The 25950-nt window shown below is 68.0% G+C and carries 26 protein-coding genes; 14 read left to right on the forward strand and 12 right to left on the reverse strand.

Translation table 11 applies throughout. The annotated features are described in order from the left end of the window. Positions 1-96: 96 nt before the first annotated feature. Complete coding sequence (locus tag ACIBG5_RS28955; protein ID WP_396394625.1) at positions 97-567, reverse strand: ALF repeat-containing protein; 471 nt, start codon at positions 565-567, stop codon at positions 97-99. Between the two features lie 947 nt (positions 568-1514). On the opposite strand from ACIBG5_RS28955, the gene ACIBG5_RS28960 reads away from it, so the two are divergent. The 4 genes from ACIBG5_RS28960 to ACIBG5_RS28975 all read left to right on the forward strand — a co-directional run bounded on the left by ACIBG5_RS28960 (position 1515) and on the right by ACIBG5_RS28975 (position 4233). Beyond that, positions 1515-2348 carry an aminoglycoside phosphotransferase family protein gene (locus tag ACIBG5_RS28960; RefSeq protein WP_396394626.1) on the forward strand — a complete coding sequence of 278 codons (834 nt, stop codon included), beginning with the start codon at positions 1515-1517 and terminating at the stop codon, positions 2346-2348. A gap of 173 nt (positions 2349-2521) precedes the next feature. Then, entirely contained in the window at positions 2522-3232 is a 711-nt protein-coding gene (locus tag ACIBG5_RS28965) for an META domain-containing protein (RefSeq protein ID WP_396394627.1), read from the forward strand. 190 nt (positions 3233-3422) lie between these two features. Next, a complete protein-coding gene (locus ACIBG5_RS28970) occupies positions 3423-3977 on the forward strand; it encodes a hypothetical protein (protein WP_396394628.1) in 555 nt (184 codons plus the stop codon). A gap of 73 nt (positions 3978-4050) precedes the next feature. Continuing rightward, the gene (locus tag ACIBG5_RS28975; protein WP_396394629.1) at positions 4051-4233 is read left to right on the forward strand and encodes a hypothetical protein; all 183 of its coding nucleotides are present in this window, start codon (positions 4051-4053) and stop codon (positions 4231-4233) included. On the opposite strand, the gene ACIBG5_RS28980 is transcribed toward ACIBG5_RS28975, so the two are convergent. Beyond that, complete coding sequence (locus ACIBG5_RS28980) at positions 4230-4667, reverse strand: MarR family winged helix-turn-helix transcriptional regulator (RefSeq protein WP_396394630.1); 438 nt, start codon at positions 4665-4667, stop codon at positions 4230-4232. The genes ACIBG5_RS28975 and ACIBG5_RS28980 overlap by 4 nt on opposite strands. Positions 4668-4737: 70 nt before the next feature. On the opposite strand from ACIBG5_RS28980, the gene ACIBG5_RS28985 reads away from it, so the two are divergent. Then, positions 4738-5187, forward strand: coding sequence for a hypothetical protein (locus ACIBG5_RS28985; protein ID WP_396394631.1), 450 nt, complete (start codon positions 4738-4740; stop codon positions 5185-5187). A gap of 80 nt (positions 5188-5267) precedes the next feature. Here ACIBG5_RS28985 and ACIBG5_RS28990 read toward each other — a convergent pair whose 3' ends face one another. Beyond that, positions 5268-7619, reverse strand: coding sequence for an arylsulfatase (locus ACIBG5_RS28990; protein WP_396394632.1), 2352 nt, complete (start codon positions 7617-7619; stop codon positions 5268-5270). Between the two features lie 139 nt (positions 7620-7758). On the opposite strand from ACIBG5_RS28990, the gene ACIBG5_RS28995 reads away from it, so the two are divergent. Together ACIBG5_RS28995 and ACIBG5_RS29000 are read left to right on the forward strand one after the other, a co-directional pair. Further along, positions 7759-7932: a hypothetical protein gene (locus tag ACIBG5_RS28995; RefSeq protein ID WP_165555453.1), complete on the forward strand. Its 174-nt coding sequence runs from the start codon at positions 7759-7761 to the stop codon at positions 7930-7932. Between the two features lie 149 nt (positions 7933-8081). After that, a complete protein-coding gene (locus tag ACIBG5_RS29000; protein WP_396394633.1) occupies positions 8082-9449 on the forward strand; it encodes a chloride channel protein in 1368 nt (455 codons plus the stop codon). 150 nt (positions 9450-9599) lie between these two features. Here ACIBG5_RS29000 and ACIBG5_RS29005 read toward each other — a convergent pair whose 3' ends face one another. Both ACIBG5_RS29005 and ACIBG5_RS29010 read right to left on the reverse strand, forming a co-directional pair. After that, positions 9600-10103, reverse strand: coding sequence for a pyridoxamine 5'-phosphate oxidase family protein (locus tag ACIBG5_RS29005; protein WP_396394634.1), 504 nt, complete (start codon positions 10101-10103; stop codon positions 9600-9602). Between the two features lie 25 nt (positions 10104-10128). Then, positions 10129-10956: a methyltransferase domain-containing protein gene (locus ACIBG5_RS29010; RefSeq protein ID WP_396394635.1), complete on the reverse strand. Its 828-nt coding sequence runs from the start codon at positions 10954-10956 to the stop codon at positions 10129-10131. A gap of 126 nt (positions 10957-11082) precedes the next feature. Between ACIBG5_RS29010 and ACIBG5_RS29015 the strand changes: the two genes are divergently transcribed. Then, complete coding sequence (locus tag ACIBG5_RS29015; protein WP_396394636.1) at positions 11083-13989, forward strand: AAA family ATPase; 2907 nt, start codon at positions 11083-11085, stop codon at positions 13987-13989. 4 nt (positions 13990-13993) lie between these two features. On the opposite strand, the gene ACIBG5_RS29020 is transcribed toward ACIBG5_RS29015, so the two are convergent. Further along, positions 13994-14761, reverse strand: coding sequence for a phytanoyl-CoA dioxygenase family protein (locus ACIBG5_RS29020; protein WP_396394637.1), 768 nt, complete (start codon positions 14759-14761; stop codon positions 13994-13996). Positions 14762-14845: 84 nt separating this feature from the next. Between ACIBG5_RS29020 and ACIBG5_RS29025 the strand changes: the two genes are divergently transcribed. From ACIBG5_RS29025 to ACIBG5_RS29035, 3 genes are read left to right on the forward strand one after another with little or no spacing between them, the layout of a single operon-like run. Then, on the forward strand, positions 14846-15589 hold the full coding sequence (locus ACIBG5_RS29025) for a helix-turn-helix domain-containing protein (protein WP_396394639.1): 744 nt from the start codon (positions 14846-14848) through the stop codon (positions 15587-15589). A 55-nt stretch (positions 15590-15644) separates the two neighbouring features. Continuing rightward, on the forward strand, positions 15645-16301 hold the full coding sequence (locus ACIBG5_RS29030) for an RNA polymerase sigma factor (protein WP_396394640.1): 657 nt from the start codon (positions 15645-15647) through the stop codon (positions 16299-16301). After that, complete coding sequence (locus ACIBG5_RS29035; RefSeq protein WP_396394641.1) at positions 16294-17385, forward strand: CU044_5270 family protein; 1092 nt, start codon at positions 16294-16296, stop codon at positions 17383-17385. The genes ACIBG5_RS29030 and ACIBG5_RS29035 overlap by 8 nt, the downstream gene beginning before the upstream one ends. A gap of 53 nt (positions 17386-17438) precedes the next feature. Here ACIBG5_RS29035 and ACIBG5_RS29040 read toward each other — a convergent pair whose 3' ends face one another. After that, positions 17439-17936: a DUF1269 domain-containing protein gene (locus tag ACIBG5_RS29040; RefSeq protein WP_396394642.1), complete on the reverse strand. Its 498-nt coding sequence runs from the start codon at positions 17934-17936 to the stop codon at positions 17439-17441. Between the two features lie 340 nt (positions 17937-18276). Between ACIBG5_RS29040 and ACIBG5_RS29045 the strand changes: the two genes are divergently transcribed. Then, positions 18277-18897, forward strand: a complete 621-nt coding sequence (locus tag ACIBG5_RS29045) for a nucleotidyltransferase domain-containing protein (RefSeq protein WP_396394644.1) — start codon at positions 18277-18279, stop codon at positions 18895-18897. Between the two features lie 65 nt (positions 18898-18962). Here the strand turns inward: ACIBG5_RS29045 and ACIBG5_RS29050 are convergent, their stop codons facing one another. Then, entirely contained in the window at positions 18963-19373 is a 411-nt protein-coding gene (locus ACIBG5_RS29050) for a VOC family protein (RefSeq protein WP_396394645.1), read from the reverse strand. Between the two features lie 36 nt (positions 19374-19409). After that, on the reverse strand, positions 19410-21305 hold the full coding sequence (gene dnaG / locus ACIBG5_RS29055) for a DNA primase (protein ID WP_396394646.1): 1896 nt from the start codon (positions 21303-21305) through the stop codon (positions 19410-19412). A gap of 64 nt (positions 21306-21369) precedes the next feature. On the opposite strand from dnaG, the gene ACIBG5_RS29060 reads away from it, so the two are divergent. Both ACIBG5_RS29060 and ACIBG5_RS29065 read left to right on the forward strand, forming a co-directional pair. Beyond that, positions 21370-22095 (forward strand): hypothetical protein, encoded by a 726-nt coding sequence (locus tag ACIBG5_RS29060; RefSeq protein WP_396394647.1) that lies wholly within the window; start codon positions 21370-21372, stop codon positions 22093-22095. Continuing rightward, positions 22035-22820 (forward strand): TolB family protein, encoded by a 786-nt coding sequence (locus ACIBG5_RS29065; RefSeq protein WP_396394648.1) that lies wholly within the window; start codon positions 22035-22037, stop codon positions 22818-22820. Before ACIBG5_RS29060 ends, ACIBG5_RS29065 begins: the two co-directional genes overlap by 61 nt. Here the strand turns inward: ACIBG5_RS29065 and ACIBG5_RS29070 are convergent. Genes ACIBG5_RS29070 through ACIBG5_RS29080 form a run of 3 tightly spaced genes read right to left on the reverse strand, consistent with a single transcriptional unit; the run spans position 22817 to position 25939 of the window. After that, positions 22817-24064 carry an NAD(P)/FAD-dependent oxidoreductase gene (locus ACIBG5_RS29070; RefSeq protein WP_396394649.1) on the reverse strand — a complete coding sequence of 416 codons (1248 nt, stop codon included), beginning with the start codon at positions 24062-24064 and terminating at the stop codon, positions 22817-22819. The genes ACIBG5_RS29065 and ACIBG5_RS29070 overlap by 4 nt on opposite strands. A gap of 10 nt (positions 24065-24074) precedes the next feature. Continuing rightward, positions 24075-25301, reverse strand: coding sequence for a deoxyguanosinetriphosphate triphosphohydrolase (locus ACIBG5_RS29075; RefSeq protein WP_396394650.1), 1227 nt, complete (start codon positions 25299-25301; stop codon positions 24075-24077). A gap of 32 nt (positions 25302-25333) precedes the next feature. Continuing rightward, positions 25334-25939 carry a RibD family protein gene (locus ACIBG5_RS29080; RefSeq protein ID WP_396394651.1) on the reverse strand — a complete coding sequence of 202 codons (606 nt, stop codon included), beginning with the start codon at positions 25937-25939 and terminating at the stop codon, positions 25334-25336. Positions 25940-25950 lie beyond the last annotated feature (11 nt).

Below are 25950 nucleotides of genomic sequence, written 5' to 3' on the forward strand. Positions count from 1 at the left end.
CCTGGCTCGACTTCTACAACAATCAACGCCGACACACCGCACTCGGCGGCCTCCCGCCAACCAGCCGACTGTCACCAACCTAGTGACCGAGTACAGCTAGACCTCGAACTGGCCGTGCTCCAGGAAGTACCGCGCCGCTTCCGGCGTACCTTCGTCGAGGGCCTGCTCTGCCGCCGCACGGACCGCCGCGCTGGTGGTCGGATCGGCGAGAATTCGGAAGATGGCGACCCTGTCGTCTTCGAACTGGGCGAGGCGGCAGCCGGTCTCCAGGAAGGCGCGCACGACAGTCGGTGTGCCGTCGTTGAGGGCCTGCTGCGCCGCCTTGTTGACGGCGCGGTCGTTGTACACGATGGCAAAGTGGAGGGTGGTAGCGACGGCGACCTTGTCGTCCTCGGCTTGGGCCGTCCAGCGGTCGGTCGTCAGGAAGTTGCGCTGGTCCTCGATGGTGCCGTCCATGGCCTTCTGCGCGGCGGCTTCGACCGCGCTGCCCGTGCTCGGGTCGCCGATAATGCGCATGATCGTGACCCGCACATCGTCGTCGGACATCTCGTCCACCGGCGTGGTCACGACGAACGTGTCCGTGGGCGCCTGGCAAGCGGTAGGGGCGCCGACCGAGCCGGCGGCAGACGCGGGGGTGGTGATCAGGAGCGCCGGCGTCAAGGCGATTGCCGCGACAGCCAGTGCAACCTTGGTTCGTCTCACTTGTTGACCTTCCTTGTAAGTGTTGAGAGCACGAGAGCCCTCTTGGCGATCATTGACAGGAAATCGATGCCTCGGCAAGTGAAATATCGCCAGGCGCCAAGCTGCAGAACGCGACTCCTTCAGTCCCAGAACAGGACCTCATAGCCGCCCTCGGGGTCATCCGTCCCGAGGAAAACTCGGCCTTGTTGTTGTCGCCGTCAACGTAGGCGCCGATGTCTCGAAACATGAAGCACTCCCCTTGCTTTCCGGATCTCGTTGCCACTTTCTTCGAGCCGGAAGGGTCGTGAGCGCAGAAGCGGCCACGGCCAGGGTTGGCTTTCTGAGTTTCACTCGCATTCCTCACGTCGAGACTCGGCTCGTCTGACGCTCAGTAGACGAAACAGCCTGGCAATCTGTGAGCCCACCCGCACGTGATCTGCGTCTCCCGCCCGCGGCAGCCCATGCTCCGGTCGGCCTTGGCCGGTCCGCGCACCGGGCTTCATGACGGTGCCGGGGCTGGTCGGTCAGCGGCCGACGGACCGTCCCCTGGCGAGCTCTCGAGGTTCACCGGCCAGCCAGCCCCGCTGCGAACCTCGCCATCACGCCGCCGCCCGTCCGCAAGACCCCGTCGGCACCACGGCAGACCGGCGCGCAACCCACCCACCAGGCACCGTAGCGAACCGAACACTGGGCACCCCCTCAGAATTCGTCTGCAACTCGACGGCCGACCCGCGTGCGACGGGTGGCGGACCACCGCTCGGCTAGGGTCAACGACTATGGCGATGACGTCACATGGTCCGGGGTCGGAAGTCGAAATCGTCTCTTCTGAGCCGGTGACCGGCGGTTTCAGTGATGCGCCGAAGTTCCGCCTTCGGGTTGCTCTGACCCGGTCCGGGCGACGGACCGAGCGAACGGTTCTGCTGAAGCAGACCTCACAGCTCGAGATCTCGGCGATACACGCAGCGGCGAGCGTGGCCGGCGCTGATGCCGTGCCGGAGATCATCGAGACCGGCACCAACGAGTCGGGTCCGTACCTGATGACCGAGTTCTACGAGGCGACGCCAGCAGCGGACGAGACCAGCCTCCCCGCGAATGCGATCGAGACGCTGGCCAGGGTCCACCTTCACTACCTCGACGCAGCGCCACCCGAGTCGGTGCCGGTCGTTGATGCGACCTGGTGGCGGACCAAGTGCGACATCTCGATGCAGCGACTCGCCGCGCTCCATCGACCCGTGCCGGACGAGCTGATCCCGCAAGTTGCCGCACTGCAACACGATCCCCGCATCACCAACCCCCTCGACCAGCTGCCTCGGACGCTCCTCCACGGTGACGTTCATCGGAACAACGTTCTCGTTGACGAGGATCAAAAGGGCCACATCATCGACTGGGGCGGCGCGCTCGTCGGCGCACCTGCCCTCGACATCGCGAACCTCGGCGGGCCGACGAGCAGCGGGTACCAGACCTATGTCGACACCTGGCGCCGCATCACCGGCCGACGCCCCGACACCGACCCAGGCTGGAGCAGCACCTATCTGCTCGCGGTCGTTTGGGTCAACATCAAGTACCTCGCCTTCGCCGCCAGGATCTACGGAGACACAAAGGCAGAGGAGATGATGAAGGCCGCACTCGATGCATTGAGCCAACTCGATTCGGTTCCCCAGGCGTGACGCGGACGAGATCAAGGCACTGATCCCCGCGACCGGGCTGGGATCTACCCGGTGCCAACAACGGTCAACGACGTAGGCCGCACCAACGGACTGAATGTCACGAGGCGACCCTGGCCGGTGTCCGGCCGCCCCGGGGGCTACCGGATGTGGAGAGGAGCCGAGCGTCCACCGCGGTGACGGAGGACGGCAATCCCAAGGACCTGGTCCCGAACACACGCATCCGGCTGGAGTTCGCCGAGCAGCCCAACCCGAACGAAGAGGGTCCGCGCGTGTATCACTGCTTCGGGGCGTACGCCGGGTGCAACCAGCTCGGCGCCTCTGCCGCAGCCGGTGAGCTGCTGGCCGACGGCAGGTTGTGGATCGACGGATACTTCGTCACCCAGCAGCGCTGCGAACCGCCACTCATGGTCCAGGACGAATGGCTGACAAGGTTCCTGGTCAGCAAGCCCAGCTGGCACTTGAACGACGGCCAGCTCACCCTCGCATCGGCCGGTACGGCGATCACTCTGCTGGACAGGAAGATCGCCGAACCCGACTTCCCGCTCGACGGGCGCAGGTGGAAGGTGGACACCGTCATCATCAAGGACGGCGATCTCCGCCAGTACCACCATGGGGCCGAGGAGGCGTGGATCACCTTTGACGGTGAGCGACTGACCGGCTGGACCGGTTGCAACGAACTCTCCGGCGTCGTCACCCGCACCAGAACAGAGCTGACCTTCACCGGCGTCACCACCACCGACCACGCATGCACAGGCGAAACTGCCGAGGTGGAGACCGCGATCCTGACCACCCTCAGGGCCACCGTCACCTACACCATCGACTACAACCGTCTAACCCTGCTGACCCCCGCCGGGACCGGCCTCGACCTCACCGCCAACCGCTGAGCCCGGGCCGAAGGCCCGCGGCTGTATCGGCCTAGTCGTGGCTCTACGCCCAGGCGGGTCGGCGTGGATCGATGGCCTCGGGGTGGTGGTGGGGATTGTTGGCTATCCGTGGGGTGGGTGGTGTCGAACGTTGGGCGATTCATTCGATCGACCGGTCGACCGATCCGCAGCTCCAGGGAAGGGAACAGTCATGCAATACACGCGCACATCCGGCCGCTGGCGGCGGGTGGTGAAACGGGTCGCCGCCGTGGCGGCCGTGTTGGTCCCGTTGGCGGTGGTCTCGGTCGTTACTGCTGGCCCCGCCCAGGCGGCGGCGTGCAGGACCAACGCTCACGTCTACCTGACCTCGGTGTACCCGTCCAGCTTCCGGTTCGAGAACCAGCCGGTGGACGGTGGCACCGACGACTACCAGATGTTCGCCGGGGACTGGACATCGCTGCGGGTCGGCGGCAACGGTCTGCGGCCGTACACCTCGGCGTTCTGGAACGTCGAAAGCAACGTCAGCGGGCGGTTCGTCTTCAACAGCGGGGTTGCCGGAGGCAACTGCGTCGCGAACGAGACGTACGTCAACCTTGCGAGGCACACGGTTGGAGGGGAGGTCTGGACGGTCCGCGCCAACTATCTGACCGGCAACTCGGGGCAGTTCATCCAGAACCAGGCGCACTTCCGCATCACCTTTGTGGACCCGCCCCCGCCTGACCCGTGGTACTGGCAACCGTGCTACTACGCCGAGGCGTGCTTCTGAGCAAGGAAGGGCATCTGTGTGAGCCGGGCCGCCGACCGGCTCACACCCAACAACCGAGCTGAGGAGGTTCAGCATGTCCACAACACCCGAGCACCGAACGATAGTGGCGATGCTGGCCGCGGGCAGCCCCGTTTGGTACGTCGCTGCAGTGATCAAGAGCGACCGGCACTACGTCTACACAGTTGGTGCACGACACGGTTATCCGGATCGTGCCGCGATGAGGCAGTCCCTCCAGCAATTGGCCGAGGCCGGCTAGATCTCTGCGTCGTATCCGACGAGTTCGATCAGCGCGGCCCGGAGAGCCTCCAGTCGATCCTCGCCGAGCTGGTAGGCCCAGGCGCGCTCGACAGTGCCCCCCGCCTTGTGGGACTTCGGTCGGATCGCACGCCCGGCCTCGGTGAGTACGACGAGCCACGCGCGCCGATCGTTGGGGTCCGGTCGGCGCTCGACCAGGCCGGCCGCGATCAGCTGCTCGACGCTCTGGGCCATGGTCTGCTTGCGCACGTTGGCCTTGGTAGCGAGCGCCTGGACGCTGACGCCCTCAGGCGGTACGAACGGGATCACTCGCGCGTGGGCCGCGGTGAGGCCGCCGACACCGAGCTTCTCGAGCTCCGCGTCCATCTCCGTGGACCAGCGCTGGTTCGCCAAGCGCAGCAGCAACCCGATGAGTGGTTGGGGATGCCCAGGCATATAGACAGTCTCCTGTCTTTTGGTTACGGTGGTGGACAGCTGCCTGTCTATCTTAGGAGGAACAACGACCATGAACGCACCGACACTCCCGTTCGGCACCGCGATGGCGCTGGCTGAGCGCAACCTGCGCGGTCCACTGACCCGGATCCTCACAGAGGAGGACCTCGAGCCCGGCGCGTGGTTCACGCTCAACGCCCTCGGCCTGCGGGGCGCTACCCCGACGAGAACCGTCAAGGAGCTGCTCTCCACCAGTGGGTACGACGGCCCGAGGGCCGACGCGCTGCTCGCGCGCCTCGCCGCAGGCGGACTCATCGAGGACCGCGACGAGCTGCTCCACCTCACCCCCGCAGGAGCCGAGCGCTACGCGGCCGTCCGTGACCGGATCGGCACGGCGAGCGGCCGGGTGTTCAGCCTCTTCGACCCGACCCAGGTCGAGACAGCCCGCGCCCTTCTGCAACAGCTCGCCGAGGCCGACCCGGCGACGATCGAAGCGGTCGCATTCGACGAGGCGCCGGCGTGAGAAACCCGCACGCCACACCACACGGTCCGCACCCCGCACCACACCGTCCGCTCGCTGCGCCGGCGGCCGCCAGGTAGTGGTTACTGGCGGGCCATTGCTGCGCGGAGTTCGCTTTCGCTGTCGGTGATGAGGTCGCCGGATATGTCGATGGTGACGGTTCGGAGGGTGCCGGTGAAGCGGAACGGGGACGGGTAGTCCGGCGTTACCGGGGAGCCGGGGTTGGCGCCGCAGGTGAGGGCACCGGGGTTGAGGATGAAGGGTGTCGTCACCGGTGCCTCGGCCTGGGCGACGAGGGTCTCGTCCACGTAGAGCTGCATCGTTCCCGGTGCTCCGCGGCCGTTCGCCATATCCGGTTTTCCGGTCGGCTCGAACTCGAAGCGCAGCTTGTGCGGACCGGACGGGAGCGCCTCCGGCGTGGACACCTTGTACAGGCCTCGGCCGACGTAGTTGTGCACGTAATGCAGCTTGCGGTCCTTGATGAACAGCGAGTATCCGCCGGCCGCGGTGCCCTGGCTCAGCAGAACTCCCTCGGCGCCGTCCTCGGGCAGGTCCACGTCTGCGGTGATGCTGTGCGGCCGGTTCAGCACCCGAGGGCCGGCGCCGAACGGGATCGACTGGGTGTTCGGCCGGTAGACGTACTTGTCCCGCGGTACGGCAGCCTGCGGCTTCTCGGCGACGAGCCGCGCGAGGCCGCTTCCGTCCACCGGCAGTACGCCGTACTTGCCGGCCTCGGCGTACCACATGCCGATGAGTGCGATGAGCTTGTCGCGGTGCTTGCTTGCGAGGTCGTGGTTCTCGGCGAAGTCGTCGGCCACGTGGTACAGCTCCCAGCCCGTCGAGTCGAGCTCGGTGAGCTTGTCCGCCGAGATGGGTTCACCGAAGCCTGCTCCGGCCTCGGTGAACGAGGGGCCGGGCCACGGGCAGACCGCTCGCCAGCCGTCGTGGTAGATGGAGCGGTGACCGAGCATTTCGAAGTACTGGGTGCGGTGCTTGGTCGCTGCGTCCGCGTCGTCGAACGTGTGCGCGAAGCTCACCCCCTGAAGCGGCGACTGTGTGATGCCCCGGATCGTGGCCGGCGGCTCGAGGCCGAGCGCGTCGAGGACGGTCGGCACCATGTCGATGAGGTGCGCGTACTGCGTTCGCACTTCGCCCCTGGCCTGGATGCCCTGTGGCCAGCTGACGATGAACGGGTCGGAGCTCCCGCCCCGGTAGGTCTCGCGCTTCCACCGGCGGAACGGCGTGTTGCCGGCCCACGTCCAGCCCCACGGGTAGTGGTTGAAGTGCTTGGGACCGCCGATCTCGTCGATGACCGCGAGGCTGTCCTCGAGGGACTCCGGGGCGTTGTTGAAGAACTGTGCCTCGTTGGTGGTACCGGTCGGGCCACCTTCGGCGCTGGCGCCGTTGTCGGAGATCACCATGACGATGGTGTTGTCGAGCTCGCCCTGCTCGCCGAGGAACTCCAGCAGGCGGCCGAGGTGGTGGTCGGTATGGCTGAGGAAGCCGGCGAAGACCTCCATCATCCGGCTGTACAGGCGGCGGGCCGGTGCGGGCAGGGACTCCCAGTCGGGTACGTCGGGGTCGTGACGAGACAGCTCCGCATCGGCAGGGACGATCCCCAGCGCCTTCTGCTCGGCGAACACCCGCTCCCGGTACGCGTCCCAGCCGTCGTCGAACTGGCCGGCGTACTTGTCCGCCCACTCCTTCGGGGCGTGGTGCGGCGCGTGGGTCGCGCCGAAGCACAGATGCAGGTAGAAGGGTTTGTCCGGATCGACCTGCTTCGCGTCGACGACGAACTGGATCGACCGGTCCACCAGGTCCTCGGTCAGGTGGTAGCCCTGCTCGGGCGTCGCCGGCGGCTCGACCTGGTGGTTGTCGTAGACCAGGTCGGGGTACCACTGGCTGGTGTCGCCGCCGAGGAATCCGTAGAACCGCTCGAAGCCGCGCGACAGCGGCCAACGGTCGTACGGCCCGGCCGCGGTCTCCTGGTTGCTCGGAGTGAGGTGCCACTTGCCGACCATGAACGTGCTGTACCCCTGCCCGAGCAGCATTTCCGACAGGAACCCGTTCTCGAACGGGACCACACCGTTGTACCCGGGATAGCCCGTCGCGAACTCGGTGATGCACGCCATCCCGTTGCTGTGGTGGTTGCGTCCAGAGACGATGCACGAACGGCTCGGCGAGCACAGCGCCGTGGTGTGCATGTTGTTGTAGCGCAGCCCACTGGCGGCCAGACTGTCGAAGTTCGGCGTCGCGATCGGGCTGCCGTAACAGCTCAGTTGGCCGAAGCCGGTGTCGTCGAGTACGACCATCAGCACGTTGGGAGCACCCGGCGTGGCACGGGTGGGCTTCGGCCACGCGGGGGACGACTCGTCCGCCGTTCTGCCGATCGTGCCGGTGAATCCGGTGCCGGCTTCGTACTCGTTCAGCGCCATCCGTGGCCCCCTCGCAGAATGTCCACCCACCTCATCCGAACGCCGCGCGCGTCACATCCCCCTCGTGGGGTGATTCCTCCGTGGTTGGCGGATGGGTACCTGAGTGCTACTTCCGCCCGATCGTTCGAAGGAGCACTCAATGTTCGCGATCATCGCCGCTGTGATCTTTGGGCTGGCACTCATCCTGGACTGGGCCAACGCCAGCGTGAGTGATGCGTTTACGCCTCAGACGCTGCTGATGGCCGGCCTGCTCTGCATCGCGCTGCATTTGGCCGGTGTCGGGGCCGGGCGTCGGTGGGGGCGGCGCCGCTGACCGTCGTACCGCTCCCGCCGTGCGGCGGTGAACGATCATCCGGCCGGGACGATGTGGCCGGGCGCCTCGACCACGGATCGTGAGGGAGTCTTCGGCGAGCTCAGATGGCGAGGCGGGCCGGGGTTGTTCTCGTCCGGGAGGCACGTGTCATGACCGACTCGCTACGCCCAGCGGCCGCATCGCGCGCGGCTGAGCCGCCGTCGGGCGGTCCACCGGCGATGGACCCGGCCACGGTCATCCGTTCGAAGCCGTATCTTTTCGCGCTGCTGCTCGCCGCGATCCTCGGCATTCCGATCTCGGCCGTCGCGTACGGTTTCCTCGCTCTGGTCAGCGCGATCCAGCAGGCACTGTTCGACGATCTTCCGCAGGAAATCTTCAGCGGAGGCGTACCAGCCTGGTGGCCGGTGCCCTGGTTGGTGCTGTGCGGACTGTTGACCGGGTTGACCATTCGGTATCTGCCCGGCAACGGTGGTCACTCACCCGCGTTCGGGTTCCAGACCGGTGGAGGTCCGCCGGCTGACAAGGAGCTCTTCGGCATCATCCTGGCTGCCTTGAGCACACTCAGTCTTGGCGCCGTCCTCGGGCCTGAGGCTCCCCTGATCGCCATCGGTGGTGGCCTCGCGGTGCTGACGGTGCATCTGGTCAGGAAGGACGCGCCACCGATGGCGCTGACGATCATGGCGTCGGCCGGTAGCTTCGCTGCGATCAGCACGCTGCTCGGCTCCCCCGTGCTCGGCGCGTTCCTGATCATGGAGGTCGCCGGCATCGGAGGTGCGACGCTGAGCTTGGTAGCGCTGCCGGGCTTGCTGGCCTCCGGGATCGGCGCTCTGGTCTTCGTCGGTCTGGACAACTGGACCGGGCTCGGCAGCTTCTCGCTGGCCCTCCCCTCCGTGCCGCCGGCGGTGGATCCGACGGTGGCCACGATGGCCTGGGCTCTGGCCATGGGCGCGGCTGGGGCGCTGCTGGGCTGGGTGATCCGCTGGATCGGACTGTCGCTGCGTGCGGTCGTGCACATGAACCGGGTGCTGGTGACGGCGACTCTCGGCCTTCTCATCGGGCTGATCGCCATGGCCTACCAGCTGATCTCCGACAACAGCTTCAATCAGGTCTTGTTCTCCGGCCAGGATGCCCTGCCCGCGCTGGTCGAAGACGCCGCAGACTACTCGGTCGGGGTGCTGATCCTGCTCGCCGTTTGCAAGTTGCTCGCGTACGGACTCGCGCTCAGCGCGTTCCGGGGCGGGCCGGTCTTCCCCGCCATGTTCATCGGTGCGGTGCTGGGGATCGCCGCGGCGGGTCTGCCCGGCATGAGTCTGGCGCCGGCGATCGGCATGGGCATCGGAGCGATGTGTACCGCCATGCTGCGGTTGCCGTTGACCTCGACCCTGCTGGCCACAGTGTTGCTCGGTACCGACGGTGTGTTGGTGACACCGCAGGTCGTGGTCGCTGTCGTGGTCGCTTTTGTCCTCACCAACGTGCTCCCGAATCCGGGTCGGCAACCGGCCGGACACCAGTCATGAAGGCCACCGTCGTACTGCCTGACCGCTACACCGTTCGTCCTCCTCAGCCCAGTGATGCCGAGGCGATGTTCGACATGCTGTCGGCGTACAACACGGCGAGCACCTTCAACGGTATGAGGGTACGTCGACCTTGCGGATGCGCGAAGGTCGTCAGGAGCTACCGGATTCCTGCCAGGCGACTTCGGCGAAGCTGAACAGTCGTTGCGGGGTCATCCGTAGCCAGGCCGTCGCCCAGTCCACGCTTCCGCCGTCGTTGCGGCGGCGCGTCAACTCCCACACGTCGTCCGGAACGGCGGTCAGCGCCTCGGCCGGCCCTTCCGTGAGCACCGCGGCGTGCGCATCGTGGTCACCCTCCAGGACAGACAGGGCCAGCCACGGATGCGCCTGCACGTTGCGGAGCCGGACCGCGCCGCCGACCGTGGGAAGCCAGAACGCCTGCGCGTAAATGGAGTACAGGGTCGGCGCGGCGTGTGCACGACCATCGGGCCGGGCGGAGGACGCGAGCGCGTAGCTCCGGCGCTCCAGATATCCAGCCAACTGGGGTCCGGTCATCCGTCGCTCCGGCGGGTACGCCGTACGCGTAGCCGACCCCGCCCGGTCGAACGACTCTTCCTGCAACCGCCCCAACCAGACCGCGAGCTCGGGATCCTCCACCCGCCGGATCCTATCGGGCGAGCAGTCAGGGTCGGGCCAGATAGGCGTAGTAGTTGCAGGCGGCGAAGAACGTGCCGTCGGCGGCCGAACGGCGTTGGTGTGCGAGCCACTCGTCGACCTGTGCTGCGGGTAGGAGGCCCTGCACGGCGATCAGTGGCGCGTAGGTCTCGGCCAGGTTGAGCATGAACGTGCTCGAACCGGTCTCCGCATAGACATTCGCCTGTGTGACAAGCAGTCGGAGTCCCGCCTTCGGCAGCAGGCGCGGGAGCTCGCGCATGACTCGTGCCGAGCTCATGATCATCGCCTCGAGCGCGGCTTCGACAGCCTTGCCCAGGGCCGGATCAGAGCAGTCGAAGGTGAGGGACGCGTAGTCGCCGTCGAAGACGGCAACGATGCCGTCGGGGCGAACGACACGCGCCATCTCCTTGAGTACTGCGAGTGGGTCGCGGACGTGACTGACGAGGGTGTGGGCGATGGCAGCGTCGAAGCCGGCGGTCGGGAGGTCGAGCTTGTGCGCATCGCCGACCGCGAACTGGACGCGGTCGCCCACGCCTTCGTTCGCCGCGAGCGTCTGGGCGACCGCGATGAAGTCCTGGCTCTGATCGACCCCCGTCACTGTGCCGGCGAATCCATCGCGGGAGGCGATCGCGCGGGACACGACGCCGGTACCGCAGCCGACTTCGAGGACCTCGGCCGTTCGAGACAGGTCCATCGCGTCGAGGTAGGCCTCTCGGTACGCCACGAACGTCGGATCCTTGCCGCGGAGCTCGAGCCGTTCGATGAAGCGCTCGACCGTCGCGGCGTCCTGCTCGTTGACGAACTGCATCGCGTCCCGAACCTGCTGTGTTGTCATCGCCCCTCCCCCACCGGCTGGCTCGTCCCTTCGATGCTCGCCCTCAGGCGGGGCCCGCACAATCGGAAGGTCCGTCCTACTTCCCGGCGACCGACGTCCTATCCCGGGCGCATACTCGAACTAGACATGGAGCCAGGACCGGCGTGGCCGAGGTTCGTGGGGCGGGCCGACGCCCTGCAACGCCTCGATGCGACGCTCGCGGCCGCGGCACGCGCTCGTGGCTCCACGGTCCTGGTCGAGGGCGAAGCCGGCATCGGCAAGACCCGACTCGTGTCGGAGCTGGGCGCTCGGGCGCAGCGGGCGGGTGCAACCGTACTGCGGGGGCGCTGTATCGATCTCGTCGGCAGCGGCATGTCCTACCTCCCTCTCGTCGAGGCGCTGTGGCCGCTGCGGGGATCAGCAGCGCTCGCGGGTTGCTCGCTTCCGGAGTTGTCGCGGCTTGTCCCGGAGCTGACGGAGCCGCAGACGGCTGCAGCTTCGGGCGGCCCTGACTCGCGGCTCCGACTGTTCGAGGAGACGCTCGCCCTACTCGAACACCTCGGCGCCGAAGCGCCGGTCGTCCTGGTCGTCGAGGACCTGCACTGGGCTGACCGATCAACGCTGGATCTCGTGTCGTTCCTTGCGCACGCCGCGCGTGAGCGGAGGCTGCTGCTGGTCGCGACGTACCGCAGCGACGAACTCGTCCCGGACAGCTCACTGCGACGCCTCGTCGGGGAACTACTGCGCGCGCGGGCCGCAACTGCTTTGGCGTTGGAGCCACTGGAACGTGACGAGCTTGCGCAACTGCTCGCCGGCACCGCGAAGGCACCGGTCCCGGCGGAGCTGGCGAACGAGATCTACGAACGCTCGCAGGGGAATCCGTTCTTCGCCGAAGAACTCCTAGCAGCTGCAGTCCGTGGCGAGCAGACGCTTCCCCGGGTACTTCGCGACGTACTGCTGCAGCGACTCGACGACCTCGACAGTGAGAGCCGCGCGCTCCTCCGCATCGCCGCCGCTGGGCGTGACGTCCCGTACCGGCTCCTCGCCGCGGTCGCAGGCTTGCCCGAGGAACGACTCGTCGAGGCGTTACGCAAGACGGTCGAGTACGACGTACTCGTGCCGGACCAAGCGGCTGGCTCTTTCCGCTTCCGGCACGCACTCCTAGCCGAGGCTGTCTATACGACTCTCTTGCCGGGCGAGCGCGAGGAGCTGCACGAGCGTCTCGCCCGTGCACTGCGCGCGCAGCCCGGTTCGACCGCGGCCGAGTTGGCGCACCACTGGTCGGCGGCCGGGAGACCCATAGAGGCGCTCCAATCGTCGATCGAGGCGGCGCTGGACGCGGAGGCTGTTTCCGGGCCGGCGGAGGCCCTTCAGCATTTCGACCGCGCGCTCGATCTGTGGGACCAGGTCGACGACCCCGAGTCCGTGACCGGGCACGACCTCGGCCGGGTGCTGACGGGGGCCGCCGAGGTCGCGTACTTCTCCGGCGCCGGCAAACGGGCTCCGGAGCTGCTGCAACAAGCGATCTCGCTGGCTGATGACGATGCGGAGCTCGGCCTGCTGTACGAACGGCTCGGCACGTACCTCCTTCCGGTCGGCGATCGCGACGGCGCGCGGGCGGCGTTCGAACGGGCGGTCGAGCTCGTTCCGGAGCAGCCGCCTTCCCCGCAGCGAGCCCGTGTCCTCTCCGCACTCGGCAATGCGCTGAGCCTGTCCTTGCGGCCCGTCGAGTCGCGCGCCGCCTGTGAGCAGGCGCTGGCAGTCGCCGCTGCGATCGGCGACGACTTACCCGCCCTCAGGGCGCTCGCCGTCCTCGGCCTGGACCTGCAACTCCTCGGGCGCGGCGCCGAGGGCATCGAGTGCCTTCTGGACGCCCGCCGGCGCGCGCGGGAGCGTGGCGCGGTGGTCGAGGAGCTGCGAACGTATGTGTTGCTCTCGGACGTGCACCTGATCGGCGGCCGGCTGCGCGAGGCGGCTCAGGACGCGCTCGACGGTGTTGCCAAGTCTCGCCGGTACGGGTACGAGCGGAGCAGTGGCATCGTCATCGCAGCCAACGCGGCAGAGGCGCTCCTCGGCTTGGGTGACTGGGCTCGCGCCGAGGAGGTACTCGATGCGGCGCTCCACCTGACCAGCAGTTTCCGGCCCGAGGGCGTGCACCTGATCCGCGCAGAGCTGGAGCTCCGGCGTGGCGCGTTTGCCGTCGCACGGCAGCACCTGGAAGCGGCGGGGCCGGCGGCGCTCGAGCCGCAGTTGACGGCGGCGTACTCCTGCCTCGTGGCGGAGCTCGCCCTGTGGGAACGGCGTCTGCAGGACGCGGCACGGGTGCTCGATGCCGAGCTGGGCCTCGACTCGCCGGGTGAAGTGAAGATCCGCGAGCCGAGGGTGTGCGCTCTGGCCATCCAAGCCGAGACGGACCGCGCGCAACTGGCGGCGATCCGCCGCGACACAGCGGGTGTCGACGACGCGCGCCGTCGCGCGAAGCAGCTGCTCGAACGCGCCCACCGCTCGGCCGCCGATGCAGCTGCAGTGACACTGGACGCGGCCGGCTGGCTGGCCATCGCCGAAGCCGAGCACTCCCGCGTCGAGGGCTGCGCCCAACCTTCGTTGTGGGAGGCGGCGAGCGCAGCCTGGGATCAGCTGGAGCGCCCGTACCTTGCCGCCTACTGCCGCTGGCGGCACGCCGAGGCGCTCGTCGCCGCCGGCGCTTCGCGAGCGGACGCGGCGGTCCCCGCCCGCGAAGCGCACCAGGTTGCGAGCAGGCTCGGCGCACAGCCGCTGATCAGGGAGCTCGAACTGCTCGCGCAGCGGGCCCACCTCGACCTCGCGGATCAGCCCGCGCTCCGCGACCAGGACGACGCCCTCGGTCTCACGGCGCGCGAACGCGAAGTACTCCGGCTGCTCGCCCGCGGCTACACGAATCGGGAGATCGCCGCCGAACTCACGATCAGCATCAAGACGACCAGCGTCCATGTCTCGCACATCCTGCGGAAACTCGACGTCTCGAGTCGCCTCGAAGCAGCACGGATCGCTCACCAACTGGCCGCCGAAGACTGACGACTCAACCGGTGCCGCTGACGTCGAGGATGAAGCGTTGCGCGGGACTCAGCCGCTTGTACGTCTCGACCCGGAGGTACGCCTGCTGGTCGAGCTGCTGGGGCAAGTGGCGCAGCGCGAAGTAGGAGTGCATCGCCCTGCGCGGCTTGTCGGTGCGGTTCAGGGTGCCGCCGTGCCACAGGTGGCTGTTGAAGACCACGACCGTCCCGGCCTTGCCGGTCAGCTGAATCTGCTCCGGGTGCTCGTCGCCCGGATTGGCCATCTCGTCTCCGGGCATGGTTCCGCGCCGATGCGACCCCGGTACGACGCGTGTCGCGCCGTTCTCCGCAGTGAAGTCGTCGAGCAGCCAGATCGAGTTGCACACCTCGTACGCGCCAGGCTCGACCGGGTGGCCGAAGTCCGCATGCAGACCCTGGTGCCCCTGACCAGGCAAGGCCGCGCGGCTGTTGAGGGACGACAACCTGAACACGCCGAGCACGTGCCGCATCGCGGCCAGGACGCGTGGGTGGCTGAAGCACACCTCGAACCTCGGGTCCTTGTTGACCAGGTCGGCGAGTCGGTCGGTGCCGTTCTCCTGGTGGACTTCCAGGCCCGCTCGATCGCCCTCGGCGGCGGTCAGCTCCGCCATCCGCTTGGTGAGCCCGGACACCTCCTCCGGCGTGAGGATTCCCTCCAGCGGGAGGAATCCGTCGCGGTCGAGCTGGTCCTTCTCGCCGTGCGTGAGTACGTCGTCGGTCACGCCGAGGTCGCGCAGTGCGGTCGCCATATCCATCCAAGCACTCCTTCCCAGATGCACGAATCGATGCCAGCATCGATGCGACGTATCAGGAAAACAATGCAGAAGGCGACTGCGGTTATGCACAAATCGCTTCGATTGCTCGGCGCCGGCGTACACACCGCCGGGCCGGGCAAGGACTATCCGTCGCACGCGCACACCTCGTGGGAGTTGGTGTACTACGTGCGCGGGCGGATCATCTGCCCGATCGGCGACGAGACGTACGCCGCCACGCCGGGGACCGTGCTGCTCACCCCACCGCGGACGTGGCACGCCGAGCTCAGCCGCACCGGCTACGCCAACCGCTTCCTGCAGGTCGACGCGGCTCCGCGCTGGCCCTGGCCACGCGTCTGCTTCGACGACGGCGACCGCAACCTCGGCCGGGTCTTCGATTCACTCGTACGCGAGAGCACGCAGCCCAGCGAAGACAGCGACCAGCTCTGCTCGTTGCTGCTCGGCGAACTCGACCTGCTGCTGCGCCGCGCGGCAGCTGCGCCGGTGACCGCGGCGGAGCAACTGGTCGCGCAGGCAGAGCGGATCTTCGAGGAACGCTTCGCCTCGGGAATCCGGATCGCCACGGTCGCCGCCGAACTCGGCATCTCGCCCTCGGGGCTGCGGGCATCCTTCGCACGGCTGCGCGGCACGAGCCCGAGTACGGCGCTGCAGCACGTACGGCTCCGGCACGCGCTGGGTCACCTCCGCAACTCCACGTTGCCGCTGCAGGCGATCGCAGACCTGACCGGCTACGACTCGGTCAGCCACCTCAGCCGCCACATCAAGGCCGCGACCGGCTCGGCCCCGGGCGCGCTCCGCACCGCCGACTAGGGCATGCTCTCCGGGTGGGCGGGAACCGATATCTGGGGATCGGGCAGAAGCAGGCGTGAACCGAATACAGACGGCCGCCTTCTCCCGAGAACGCCTGCCACCCGAACCGGGGCCACCGCCAGAGGCTGCCCTGAGGACCGATCCGGTCGGCCAGCGCACGGACGCCCAGCTCGTGTCCCTCAGCCGGCAGGACTTTGCCCTGCTGTTCGATCGGTATGCCGTCGCGATCCACCGGTACGTCGCCCGTCGGCTCGGCACGACCGAAGCTGACGACCTGGTCGGGCAGACGTTCCTGATCGCCTTCGAACGCCGGTACCACTACTACGAGTCCTCGGCGGGCGCGCTGCCCTGGCTCTACGGCATCGCCACCAACCTGATCCATCGACGGCGGCGAGACGAGGTCCGCCAGTACCGCGCCTACTCGCGCTCGGACCCCGGTGGATCGTTCGACGGCGCGGACATGCTCGCCGCCGAGGTTGCCGCCCGGGTCGACGCGCAGTCGGCCTCGCGCGCCCTGGCCGGAGTACTGGCCGGTCTGCGGCAAGCCGATCGCGACATTCTGCTGCTCTTCGCGTGGGAAGACCTCAGCTACCCGGAGATCGCCGCCGCACTCGACATCCCGATCGGGACGGTCCGGTCCCGACTGCACCGAGCCCGCCGTGCCCTGCGCGCGGCGCTCGGCCCCGACTTCCAGGAGAACCCTGATGAATGAGATCGACCTGCTCAAGCGGGTACGCGACGACGTACCCTCGCCGGATCCCATCGCACTCGCCCGCGCCCGTCAGCGTCTGCTGACCCCCTCCCCCGTACGCCGCTCCGTCGGCCGGCGCCGGGTGCTGGTGGCCGGCGCAGTGGCCGCGACGCTGGCCGTCGGCTTCCTGGTGAACGACGTCGTCATCAAGGACGGCGCCACGAAGCCCGGCGCGGTCGCTGACGCGAACACCTTCCTGGCCAACGCCGCCGAACTCACCAGCGCCAACCCGGACGCGCCGATCCCGCCTGGGCAGTACCGCCAGGTCACCCAGCGAAGCCAGGGGACGTGGAGATTCGGACCTCAGAACTCGTACGTCGGCACGCGCCTCGACGTGAGCGACTGGTGGATCTCAGCCGACCAGAAGCCGCCGTACACCGCGATCTCGGTGCTCAATGCAAAGAAGGAGTTCTCACCCGCAGCGGCCAAACAGCTCTGGAGCAAGATCGACCCGTTGAACATGAAGCCGGAGACGATCAAGTCGCCCTACGCCTGCGGGGTGCTCCCGAGCGGTGGCGGCATCCTTCTCCAGAAGAAGGGCTCGAAGAACATCTGCACCGGCAGCTGGTTGATGCCGTCTCCCGATTTCCTCGCCCGTCTGCCACGGGACACTGACGAACTGCTGGCGGCCTTGCGGAAGGGTGACGATCTCCCACGCGGTTTCCCGGCCCGCACTCCCCAGCGGGCGGACGAGGAGGCCTTCAACCGGGTCGCCACCGTCCTGGCTTCGGGAATCGCACCAGCCGACCTGCGGGCAGCCCTCTACCAGGCAGCCCGCAAGATTCCCGGCATCCAGCTCCAGGCCGACGCGGTGAACCTCGACGGGAAGGCCGGACGTGCGATCGGCCGGGTGCAGTTCCTGGGTGTGCGCCAGGAACTCATCATCGAACCCAGGACCGGCCAGTTCCTCGGCCTTCGCGAAGTCGCCACCATCACCGCACCCCCGAACGTCAACGGCGACCCGCAACCGCTGGTGCGTGGCGACGTAGTCACCTGGACCTCCGTCAGCACCCGAATCACGCCCACCCACCCCACGATCCGCTGACCCACTGGCACAGCTGACTCGGTAGCCTCGCTGCCGAGTCAGCTGTGCGTGGGTCAGCCGCCGAACATCTCGCGGAGGGCTGCTTCCTGTTCGGCGGAGAGGTTCGACTGGACGAGGCGGGCCGCTTTCTGGAGGCCGGTTGCTTCGAAGGTTGCCTGGACCTTGTCCAGGACGGCCTCGCTCGACATCAGGAACAGGGCCGACGTCCCGGGGGTGATCTGGTCGCGCGCGGACTTGATGAAGTCGTCCTCGATGCCTACATCGGCGAGCGATCCTGCGATGGCGCCCGATGCGGCTCCGATGGCGGCGCCGGCGAACGGCATCAGGAAGATCATCCCGAAGAGCATGCCCCAGAACATCCCGCCGATCGCGCCCGCACCGGTCAGACTGCGCAACTGCCGGGTCTTGGGCCTCTTCGCCTCCGGCTGCCACGACACCGACGCCGCGTCGTGCACCCTGATCAGCCCCTGCTTGGCCAACCCCTCCAGCGTGCCGATCGCTTGGTTGGCCCCGTCCCAGGTCGAGAACTTCCAGACGGTCAGTGTCGACATCGCGCGCCTCTCCCCTCCAGCTCCGGGTGATCGCTGCCAGCCTTCCGCCCTGATACCCCGATCGCCTCACCCCGCTCGGGTGACACCGTGCCCGCCGTCAGCCGAGGGGTTTGACCATGCGTAGGCGGCGATACAAGAGCACGCCGACGATTTCGTCTCCCGACCGGGCGATGAGGGCCGGGAGCTCGCGCGCCGATTTCACGTAGGCATCATTTGCTTCTGCCATGCCGAACCAGGCGGGCAGTTGACTCAGGAGCCGCGCAGTAGTGCTCGCCCGTTCGTCCGCCTCCACAGTCGCCGAGGGCGATGGGCGAACCTGAGGGGCGGTTACGCTCGCGGGATGTTGGTTGAGCCGGTGCGGTTGGAGTGGGGACCCGAGACGTGGGATGCGTGGCGGCCTGAGGAGATTTCCACGCTGCTTGCGGGGGTGGACGCGCGATGGTGTGTTGTGGGCGGGTGGGCGCTGGATCTGTTCCGGGGTCACCAGACACGGGCTCATGAGGATTTGGAGATCGCTACGCCGCTGTGGGAATTCGACGTACTGCGGGAGCGGCTGTCGGCGTACGAGTTCTTCGTGGCCGGACGCGAAGGGTTCTGGCCGGTCGACGGGGCCGGCGGGGCGTACTTCGAGTATCAGCAGACCATGGTGCGGGATCCGGCGAACGGGATGTGGCGCGTTGACGTGATGCGCTGCCCGGACGACGGCGCGAACTGGATCTGTGCTCTCGACCGCGCGGTTCACCGGCCGTACGACGAGTCGGTCGCGCACACATCGGACGGCATCCCGTATCTCAAGCCGGAGCTCGTCCTGCTGTTCAAAGGCTTGCAGACCCGCCCGAAGGATCAGGCCGACTTCGAAGCAAACGCGCCGCTGCTCGATGCAGACGCGCGCAGGTGGCTCGCGGAGGCGCTGATGGAGACCAAAGGCAGCGACCACCCCTGGATCAAGTCGCTGGAATGACCGCTTCCGGCTGCCGATGAACGGTGATTCGACGACGTACTGCGATTCCTTACCAGGCTCAAGGCTTAGTGAGATGTGGGCCGGACGCCGGTGATGGTGCCGTCGGGGGTGGTGGCGTAGAGGCCCTTGGACAGGTCGACGAGGACGAGTGAGTTGCCGAAGGGGTCGTGAACTACGGCGACCCGGCCGACCGGGATGTCCAAGGGCCCGGTCACGACAGTGCCGCCGTGGTCGGTGATGGTGGCGATAGCCGTGGGTACGTCGTCGACCAGCCAGTTGGGTTCGTACGGACTGGTCGTGGTCAGCACCAGTTCGCTGTCCCCGTCGGGGAGTTTGAGGCCCGCTTGGCCCAGGTCGTCGTTCCGCCAGAGGAGGCGGTGGCCGAGGGCCTCGACGTAGAAGGCAAGGCCCTCATCCAGGCTCGGCACCGGGACCTGTACGGCGTCGACTCGTCGCAGGAGTCCGTCATCGGGCATACCCCCAGCATGCGTCACGCGGCCAGGACTGAACCTTCAGAGCGCCCCGGAGATGGCCTTCTTGCGAAGGTCGGAACGGTAAGCCTCGAGCGCGATCAGCTCGCCGAACATCTTGTTGTAGTCGTCGGCTCGATCGATCGGGTTCGTCCGCTGCAGCTTCGACTTCAGGTCCTGGATCCGCCGAGCACAGGTCAACTCCTGCAATCGAGCCAGCAACGCCAACGCATAAGCCTCATCCGGTTCACGGCCCAGTCGCAGCGGGTCGACCGCGAGGGCGCTCACGACGGCGGCGGCCGGATCGTTGCCGATGGCATCGCGTACGGCGACCACCCACGCCTCAGCCGCGGGCGCGGCCGACGGCCCACCGGCCTTCGCCATCGCGGTCCGCACCGCGGCCAGCCACGGATGGGTGAAGTCGTGATCGTCCAACTCGTCGAACGTGACCCCGACCAGCGCGGGATGCTGCATCGCGATCTTCAGTACGTCCCACTCGATCACGAACCGCTGATCCCGCGGCGACGGGATGTCGACGCGAGGCGGCGGCGCGGCCTCAGGCTGCCCCACCGGAGCACGGCGGTCCCCGACCGGCTCCGGCCCTCGCGACGCAGCGCGATAAACCTCGGACCGGACCTGGTCGACCTCCATGCCGAGTTGCCCGGCCAGCTCACGGGTGAACGAGTCCACCTTCGACCGGTCGCGGATGCTGACCACCAGCTTCGCGGCCTCGCGCAGCGCGTCGATCCGCGTGTCCGCGCGGTCCAGGTCGTACTTCGACAGCACGTTGGTCAGCACGAACCGGTACAGCGGCACCCGCCGGCCGATCAGCTCCCGGACCGCGGCGTCGCCCTTCTGCAACCGGACATCGCACGGGTCCAGCCCGTCCGGCTCCACCGCGACGTACGTCTGCGAGGCGAAAGCCTGGTCGCCCGCGAACGCTTTCAGCGCGGCGCGCTGACCGGCCTCGTCACCGTCGAAGGTGAAGATCACCTCGCCGCGGAACTGGTCGTGATCCAGCAGCAGCTGCCGCAGCACGCGGGCGTGGTCGTCGCCGAACGACGTCCCGCAGGTGGCGACCGCCGTCTGCACCCCGGCCAGGTGACACGCCATCACGTCGGTGTAGCCCTCGACGACCACGGCCTGGCGGCCCTTCGCGATCTCGCGGCGGGCGAGGTCGACGCCGTACAGGACCTTGGACTTCTTGTAGATCGGGGTCTCGGGTGTGTTCAGGTACTTCGCTTCGATCCGGTCGTCATCGAAGAGCCGGCGGGCGCCGAACCCGATGACGTCCGACGACGCGTCCCGGATCGGCCACATCAGCCGGCCGCGGAACCGGTCGTACAGCCCGCGCTGACCGTCGGCGGACAGCCCGGACGCGACCAGCTCGGCGTTGGTGAAGCCGCGGCCACGCAAGTGCGCCGTCAGCGCCTCACCACCGCGCGGCGAGAACCCGACCCCGAAGTACACGGCCGCGTCCTTGTCGAACCCGCGCTGGTCGAGGAACTGCCGCCCGGCCGCCGCGTCGGAGGCGCCGAACAGTTGCTCCACGAAGTACTCCGCGGCGACCTTGTGCGCCTCGACGAGCCGCGGCCGCTGGTTCCCCGGACCGCGCTGGATCGGCGCGCCGGAGTCGTCGTACCGAAGCTGGATGCCGACCTTCGAGGCCAGCGTCTCGACCGCTTCGCTGAAGCTGATCTGGTCGATCTTCTGGATGAAGTCGATGACGTCGCCGCCCTCTTGGCAGCCGAAGCAGTAGAAGAACCCGCGCGCCGGGGTGACGTTGAACGACGGCGACTTCTCGTCGTGGAACGGGCACAACCCCTTCAGCGAACCACCGCCGGCGTTCTTCAAGGTCACGTACGAGCCGACGATGTCGTCGATCCGGGCGCGCTCGCGCACCAGCGCGATGTCCTCGTCCTTGATCCGGCCTGCCACCCCGTGAGTCTACGATCATCGGCAAGCACTCCCGGCCACGGGAGGACGAACTGGGGAAAAGTACGTGCGCCTTCTCGCTCTCGCCGCGGGGTACTGGGACAACACCAAGCAGCAGCAAACCGTCACCGCGGCCGCACTGGACGCGTTCCTGCAGGCCCGCAGCAAGGAGAGCATCGACTTCACCGTCGGCGTCTGCGCCCACCCGTACGACACGCTGAAGATCCCGGCCACGCAGTACGACGCGGTGGCCACGAACCTGATGCGGTTCCTCGGGCAGGACAACACGCTGCGGACGAACGACGGTCGCAAGATCCTGAACATCTGCGACGCCCGCGGACTCGGCGACGGCAGCAACGCGCAGGTGAAGCAATTCGTCGACGCGGTCCGGGCGAAGGCCCGCAGCCAGCTCGGCGAGGACATCTACGTGATGATCAACCAGGCCGGCTTCGACCCCGAAGCAGGTCGGCAACGCCGGGGCGGACGCGCCGTACTGCACGACCGACGGTCCGGCCGTCGAGAGCCGCTCGTACGCGACGTACCTGCAGGGTCAGCGAGCGTTCTACAGCCAGGCGCCCGGTGCGTACGGCCGCTGTGTCCGGCTGTGTCGCTGATCCGGAAGGCATTCCCCCGAGCTGATGACATAGGTTGGGGAACGTGCCACGAACCCTGCGCCCTGGTCAACGGTCCGAGCTCTACGTCGTCGACATCGCCACGGGCGAGCGTCGTCTGGTGCACAGCTCATCCACTCTGCTCTTCGAAGCGCCCAACTGGATGCCGGACGGGCAGCTGATCGTCAACGGCGACGGGCGGCTGTTCAGAGTCGGCAGTGAGCTGCAGGAGATCGACCTCGGCGGGGTGCCGGCGATCAACAACGACCATGTGGTGAGTCCGGACGGTACGACGGTGTACGTGTCGGCCGACGACGGTCACCTGTACGCCGTACCGTTCGACAGCTCAGGCCCGCGGCGGGTGACCAACGACCGCGGACCGGGCTTCCACCACTACCTGCACGGTGTGTCGCCGGACGGGAAGACGCTGGCCTACATCGGACTGGAGCAGGTCGACGGGCGCCGGATCGCCAACGTGTGGACCATCCCGGCCGCCGGTGGGGCCGACGTCCAGGTGACGAACGACGAGTACGCCGACGACGGGTCGGAGTACAGCCCGGACGGGAAGTGGATCTACTTCAACTCCGAGCGGGCTTCGACGACGCCGGGGCATGCGCAGCTGTTCCGCCTGTTGGTGACCACGGGTGAGGTCGAGCAGTTGACGTTCGACGAGCGGGTCAACTGGTTCCCGCACCCCGCGCCGGACGGGTCAGTGATCGCCTACGTCAGCTTCCCGTCCGGCACCTTGGGTCATCCCGCGGATGTGGACGACGTACGCCTGCGGCTGCTCAGCCCGGGCGAGGAGGTCCGTGAGCTCGGGACGCTGTTCGGCGGCCAGGGCACGATGAACGTGCCGAGCTGGTCGCCGGACAGCCAGTCCTTCGCGTACGTCGCCTACCCGCTCTAGACGTCCGCCAGCTCCACCGACGTGTCGGCGAGGCGGGCGGGGTCGACCTGCTTACCCGAGCGGATCAGGTCCTGGATGGTGTCGATCGTGTCCCAGTTGTTGACGTGCATGCCGGCCAGGACGTGCCGATCGTCGTCCAGCCAGAACGCGAAGTAGGCACCGGACTTCGGGTCGCCGCGCAGCACCACCTGGTACGACGTCCCGCGCGGAACCTCACCGGCGTACTCCATGCCGAGGTCGAACTGGTCGGTGAAGAAGTACGGGATCGCGTCGTGCGCGACGTCCTGGCCGAGCATCGCCTTGGCCGCCGCGACACCGCTGTCCTTCGCGTTCTGCCAGTGCTCCACCCGGACCAACCGGCCGAACAGCGGGTGGTCCCACCGCGCCACGTCTCCGGCGGCGTAGACGTCCGCCACCGACGTCTTCAGGTCGGAGCCGGTGACGATGCCGGAGCCGTTCTCCCGGGTCGCGACCTCGATGCCGGCTTCGGCGGCGAGCTCGGTGTTCGGCTGTACGCCGACGCCGACGATCACCAGGTCCGCCGGGATGACCTCGCCACCGGAGAGTCGTACGCCGGTGACCTTGTCGGTGCCCTCGAAGCCCTCGACCCCGGTGCCGAACCGGAACTGAACCCCGTGCTGGCGGTGGAACTCGGCGAACAACTCGCCGACCTCTTCACCGAGCACGGACGCCAACGCGGTCGACTGCGGCTCGACGACCGTCACCTCGGAGCCACGTTCCCGAGCGGCCGATGCCGTCTCGAGGCCGATCCAGCCCGCGCCGACCACGACGACTCGCGGCTTGGCGACGTACGCGTCGTCCAGCGCCTGCGACTCCTCGGCCGTCCGCAGGTAGTGGACCCCGGGCAGGTCACCACCAGGTACGTCGAGACGCCGCACGCGACTGCCGGTCGCGATCAGGAGCTTTCCGTAGGACACCTGAGAGCCGTCGTCCAGGGTGACGGTGTGGCCGGCGACATCGATGCTGCTGACGGTCTTGCCGAGCCGCAGTTCGATCTTGTTGTCGTCGTACCACTGCTGGTCGTGAAGTTGCGCGACCTCTGTCTCGTCCTTGCCGAGCAGCACCCCCTTGGACAGCGGTGGTCGCTCGTACGGCAGCCGGGTCTCGCTGCCGATCAGGACGATGCCTGCGGTCCAGCCGTCGTTCCGAAGCTCCTCGGCCGCGGTCGCACCTGCGAGACTCGCGCCGACGATGACAATGGGCTGCTGGTCTGCGTCACTCATACCCAGCAGATTAACCCTTCAACGACGTGTGCCAGGCAAGAGCTGACGGGTCGGTCAACGACGCGACCTGGTCGACGATGACGCGCAGCCGCGCGCCGTCGTCCGCGGCCTCGGCGAAGTCCGCGGCGAACGCGGTGTCGAGGTGCTGTGGAGCGGTCTTCCACAGGGCCTCGACAAGCTCGGTGAGCAGCTCGCGCTGGGTGGCGCGCCGCGCCTGCCGCTCGGGCGAGTTCAGCACGTGGAACATGCCGACGCCCTTCAGCAGGCCGATCTCCACCCGGATGCCGTCCGGGACGACCAGGTCCGCCTCGTAACGAATCAGCCGCGAGCGGCCGAACACCGCATGCGTCGCCTGCTCGGCGGCCGTGCAGAACCGGCCGATCAGCTGACTGGTCAGGTCCTTCAACCCGCCGAGCGCGCGCCGGCTGTCGTCGAACGGCGTCGCCGGCCAGTAGGCCAGCGAGGTCAGCCGGCGCCAGCCTGCGTCCAGTTCCGCATCCGTTGCCTCCGGCAAGTACATCTGCCGGACCGTCTGCCAGTACGTCGCCCGGTCCGCACCCACCTGCGCCAGGTCGATGTGGTGGGCAACGATCCCGTCCTCGACATCATGCACCGAGTAGGCGACGTCGTCGGCGAAGTCCATCACCTGCGCTTCCAGACACCGCTGCTCGCCGACGCCCTGGCGCAACCAGGTGAAGACGGCGAGATCATCGTCGTACACCCCGAACTTGCGCTCTCCGGCGCGGCGGGACCACGGGTACTTCGTCGCGGCGTCCAGCGTGGCGCGGCTCAGGTTGAGGCCGACGCTGCGGCCGGCCGCGTCGAACGTCTTGGACTCCAGCCGGGTCAGCAGTCGCAGCGTCTGCGCGTTCCCCTCGAAGCCGCCGATGCCGGCCGCCACCTGGTCGAGCGCGCGCTCGCCGTTGTGACCGAACGGCGGGTGGCCCAGGTCGTGCGACAGACAGGCCGCGTCGACGATGTCCGGGTCGCAGCCGAGCGTGAGGGCCAGCTCGCGGCCGATCTGCGCGACCTCGAGACTGTGCGTCAGCCGGTTGCGGACGAAGTCGTCGCTGCCGGCCGTCACCACCTGGGTCTTCGCCGCCAGCCGCCGCAGCGCCGCACTGTGCAGCACTCGCGCACGATCGCGAGCGAAAGCAGTCCGGCCCGGTCGTTTGACCGGCTCCGCCACCCAGCGCTCGGCGTCATGCTCGTCGTACCACTCGTGCTGCTTCCTCATCACCGCTCACAGTAGCGGCCGGCACCGACAGTTCAGGCGGAGACGCAGTACCGGAGCCAGACGATGCCACGTTCGAAGACCTCGGTGCCGGCATGACGTAGCGGCAGCCCTTCCAGCCCGCACCATCGCCGGCCGGATCCGACGACGACGGGGTGGACAAGGAGCGCGATCTCATCGACGAGACCGAGCTCGAGCAGTACGGCGATCAGCGTCCCACCGGAGTCGACGCGGACGGTCCTGGCACCGCGATCGCCGAGAACATCGAGCACCTCGGCCAGATCGACCCGGTCGTACCCGGTCACGAGTTCGCGGGTCGTCGCGTCAGGCGGCCGGGCCGGCGTCTGGTCGGCGTACAGGGCGAGGACATCGGACCAGTGGCCGAGCCGGCGTAGCCCCTCCCACTCGCGGACCCGCGCTCGGCTGTCCACGACGGCGAGCAGCGGCGCGGCCGGCCGTGGACCGGGATGCGGCGCGGCGCGAACCGCGGCCTCCTGCGCCAGGATCGTGTCCGCACCGACCAGCGTGACGTCCTCCTGCCACAACGTCGCCAGCGCGTAGAACCGCGCGAGGTCGGCGTCGAACCCGGACGTCCTACCGTCCAGCGACACCGCCACCTGAGCCACTACCTGAGGCCGCATGCCCCGAACGC

The organism is Kribbella sp. NPDC050241, assembly GCF_044459685.1.
Classification (GTDB): Bacteria; Actinomycetota; Actinomycetes; order Propionibacteriales; family Kribbellaceae; genus Kribbella.

Coding starts and splice junctions, on each gene's coding strand:
- ACIBG5_RS28970 (WP_396394628.1), top strand. CDS start 3,423: ATGCAATACACGCGCACATCCGGCCGCTGGCGGCGGGTGGTGAAACGG.
- ACIBG5_RS28975 (WP_396394629.1), top strand. CDS start 4,051: ATGTCCACAACACCCGAGCACCGAACGATAGTGGCGATGCTGGCCGCG.
- ACIBG5_RS28980 (WP_396394630.1), bottom strand. CDS start 4,667: ATGCCTGGGCATCCCCAACCACTCATCGGGTTGCTGCTGCGCTTGGCG.
- ACIBG5_RS28985 (WP_396394631.1), top strand. CDS start 4,738: ATGAACGCACCGACACTCCCGTTCGGCACCGCGATGGCGCTGGCTGAG.
- ACIBG5_RS28990 (WP_396394632.1), bottom strand. CDS start 7,619: ATGGCGCTGAACGAGTACGAAGCCGGCACCGGATTCACCGGCACGATC.
- ACIBG5_RS28995 (WP_165555453.1), top strand. CDS start 7,759: ATGTTCGCGATCATCGCCGCTGTGATCTTTGGGCTGGCACTCATCCTG.
- ACIBG5_RS29000 (WP_396394633.1), top strand. CDS start 8,082: ATGACCGACTCGCTACGCCCAGCGGCCGCATCGCGCGCGGCTGAGCCG.
- ACIBG5_RS29010 (WP_396394635.1), bottom strand. CDS start 10,956: ATGACAACACAGCAGGTTCGGGACGCGATGCAGTTCGTCAACGAGCAG.
- ACIBG5_RS29015 (WP_396394636.1), top strand. CDS start 11,083: ATGGAGCCAGGACCGGCGTGGCCGAGGTTCGTGGGGCGGGCCGACGCC.
- ACIBG5_RS29020 (WP_396394637.1), bottom strand. CDS start 14,761: ATGGATATGGCGACCGCACTGCGCGACCTCGGCGTGACCGACGACGTA.
- ACIBG5_RS29025 (WP_396394639.1), top strand. CDS start 14,846: ATGCACAAATCGCTTCGATTGCTCGGCGCCGGCGTACACACCGCCGGG.
- ACIBG5_RS29035 (WP_396394641.1), top strand. CDS start 16,294: ATGAATGAGATCGACCTGCTCAAGCGGGTACGCGACGACGTACCCTCG.
- ACIBG5_RS29040 (WP_396394642.1), bottom strand. CDS start 17,936: ATGTCGACACTGACCGTCTGGAAGTTCTCGACCTGGGACGGGGCCAAC.
- ACIBG5_RS29045 (WP_396394644.1), top strand. CDS start 18,277: ATGTTGGTTGAGCCGGTGCGGTTGGAGTGGGGACCCGAGACGTGGGAT.
- ACIBG5_RS29050 (WP_396394645.1), bottom strand. CDS start 19,373: ATGCCCGATGACGGACTCCTGCGACGAGTCGACGCCGTACAGGTCCCG.
- ACIBG5_RS29070 (WP_396394649.1), bottom strand. CDS start 24,064: ATGAGTGACGCAGACCAGCAGCCCATTGTCATCGTCGGCGCGAGTCTC.
- ACIBG5_RS29075 (WP_396394650.1), bottom strand. CDS start 25,301: ATGAGGAAGCAGCACGAGTGGTACGACGAGCATGACGCCGAGCGCTGG.
- ACIBG5_RS29080 (WP_396394651.1), bottom strand. CDS start 25,939: ATGCGGCCTCAGGTAGTGGCTCAGGTGGCGGTGTCGCTGGACGGTAGG.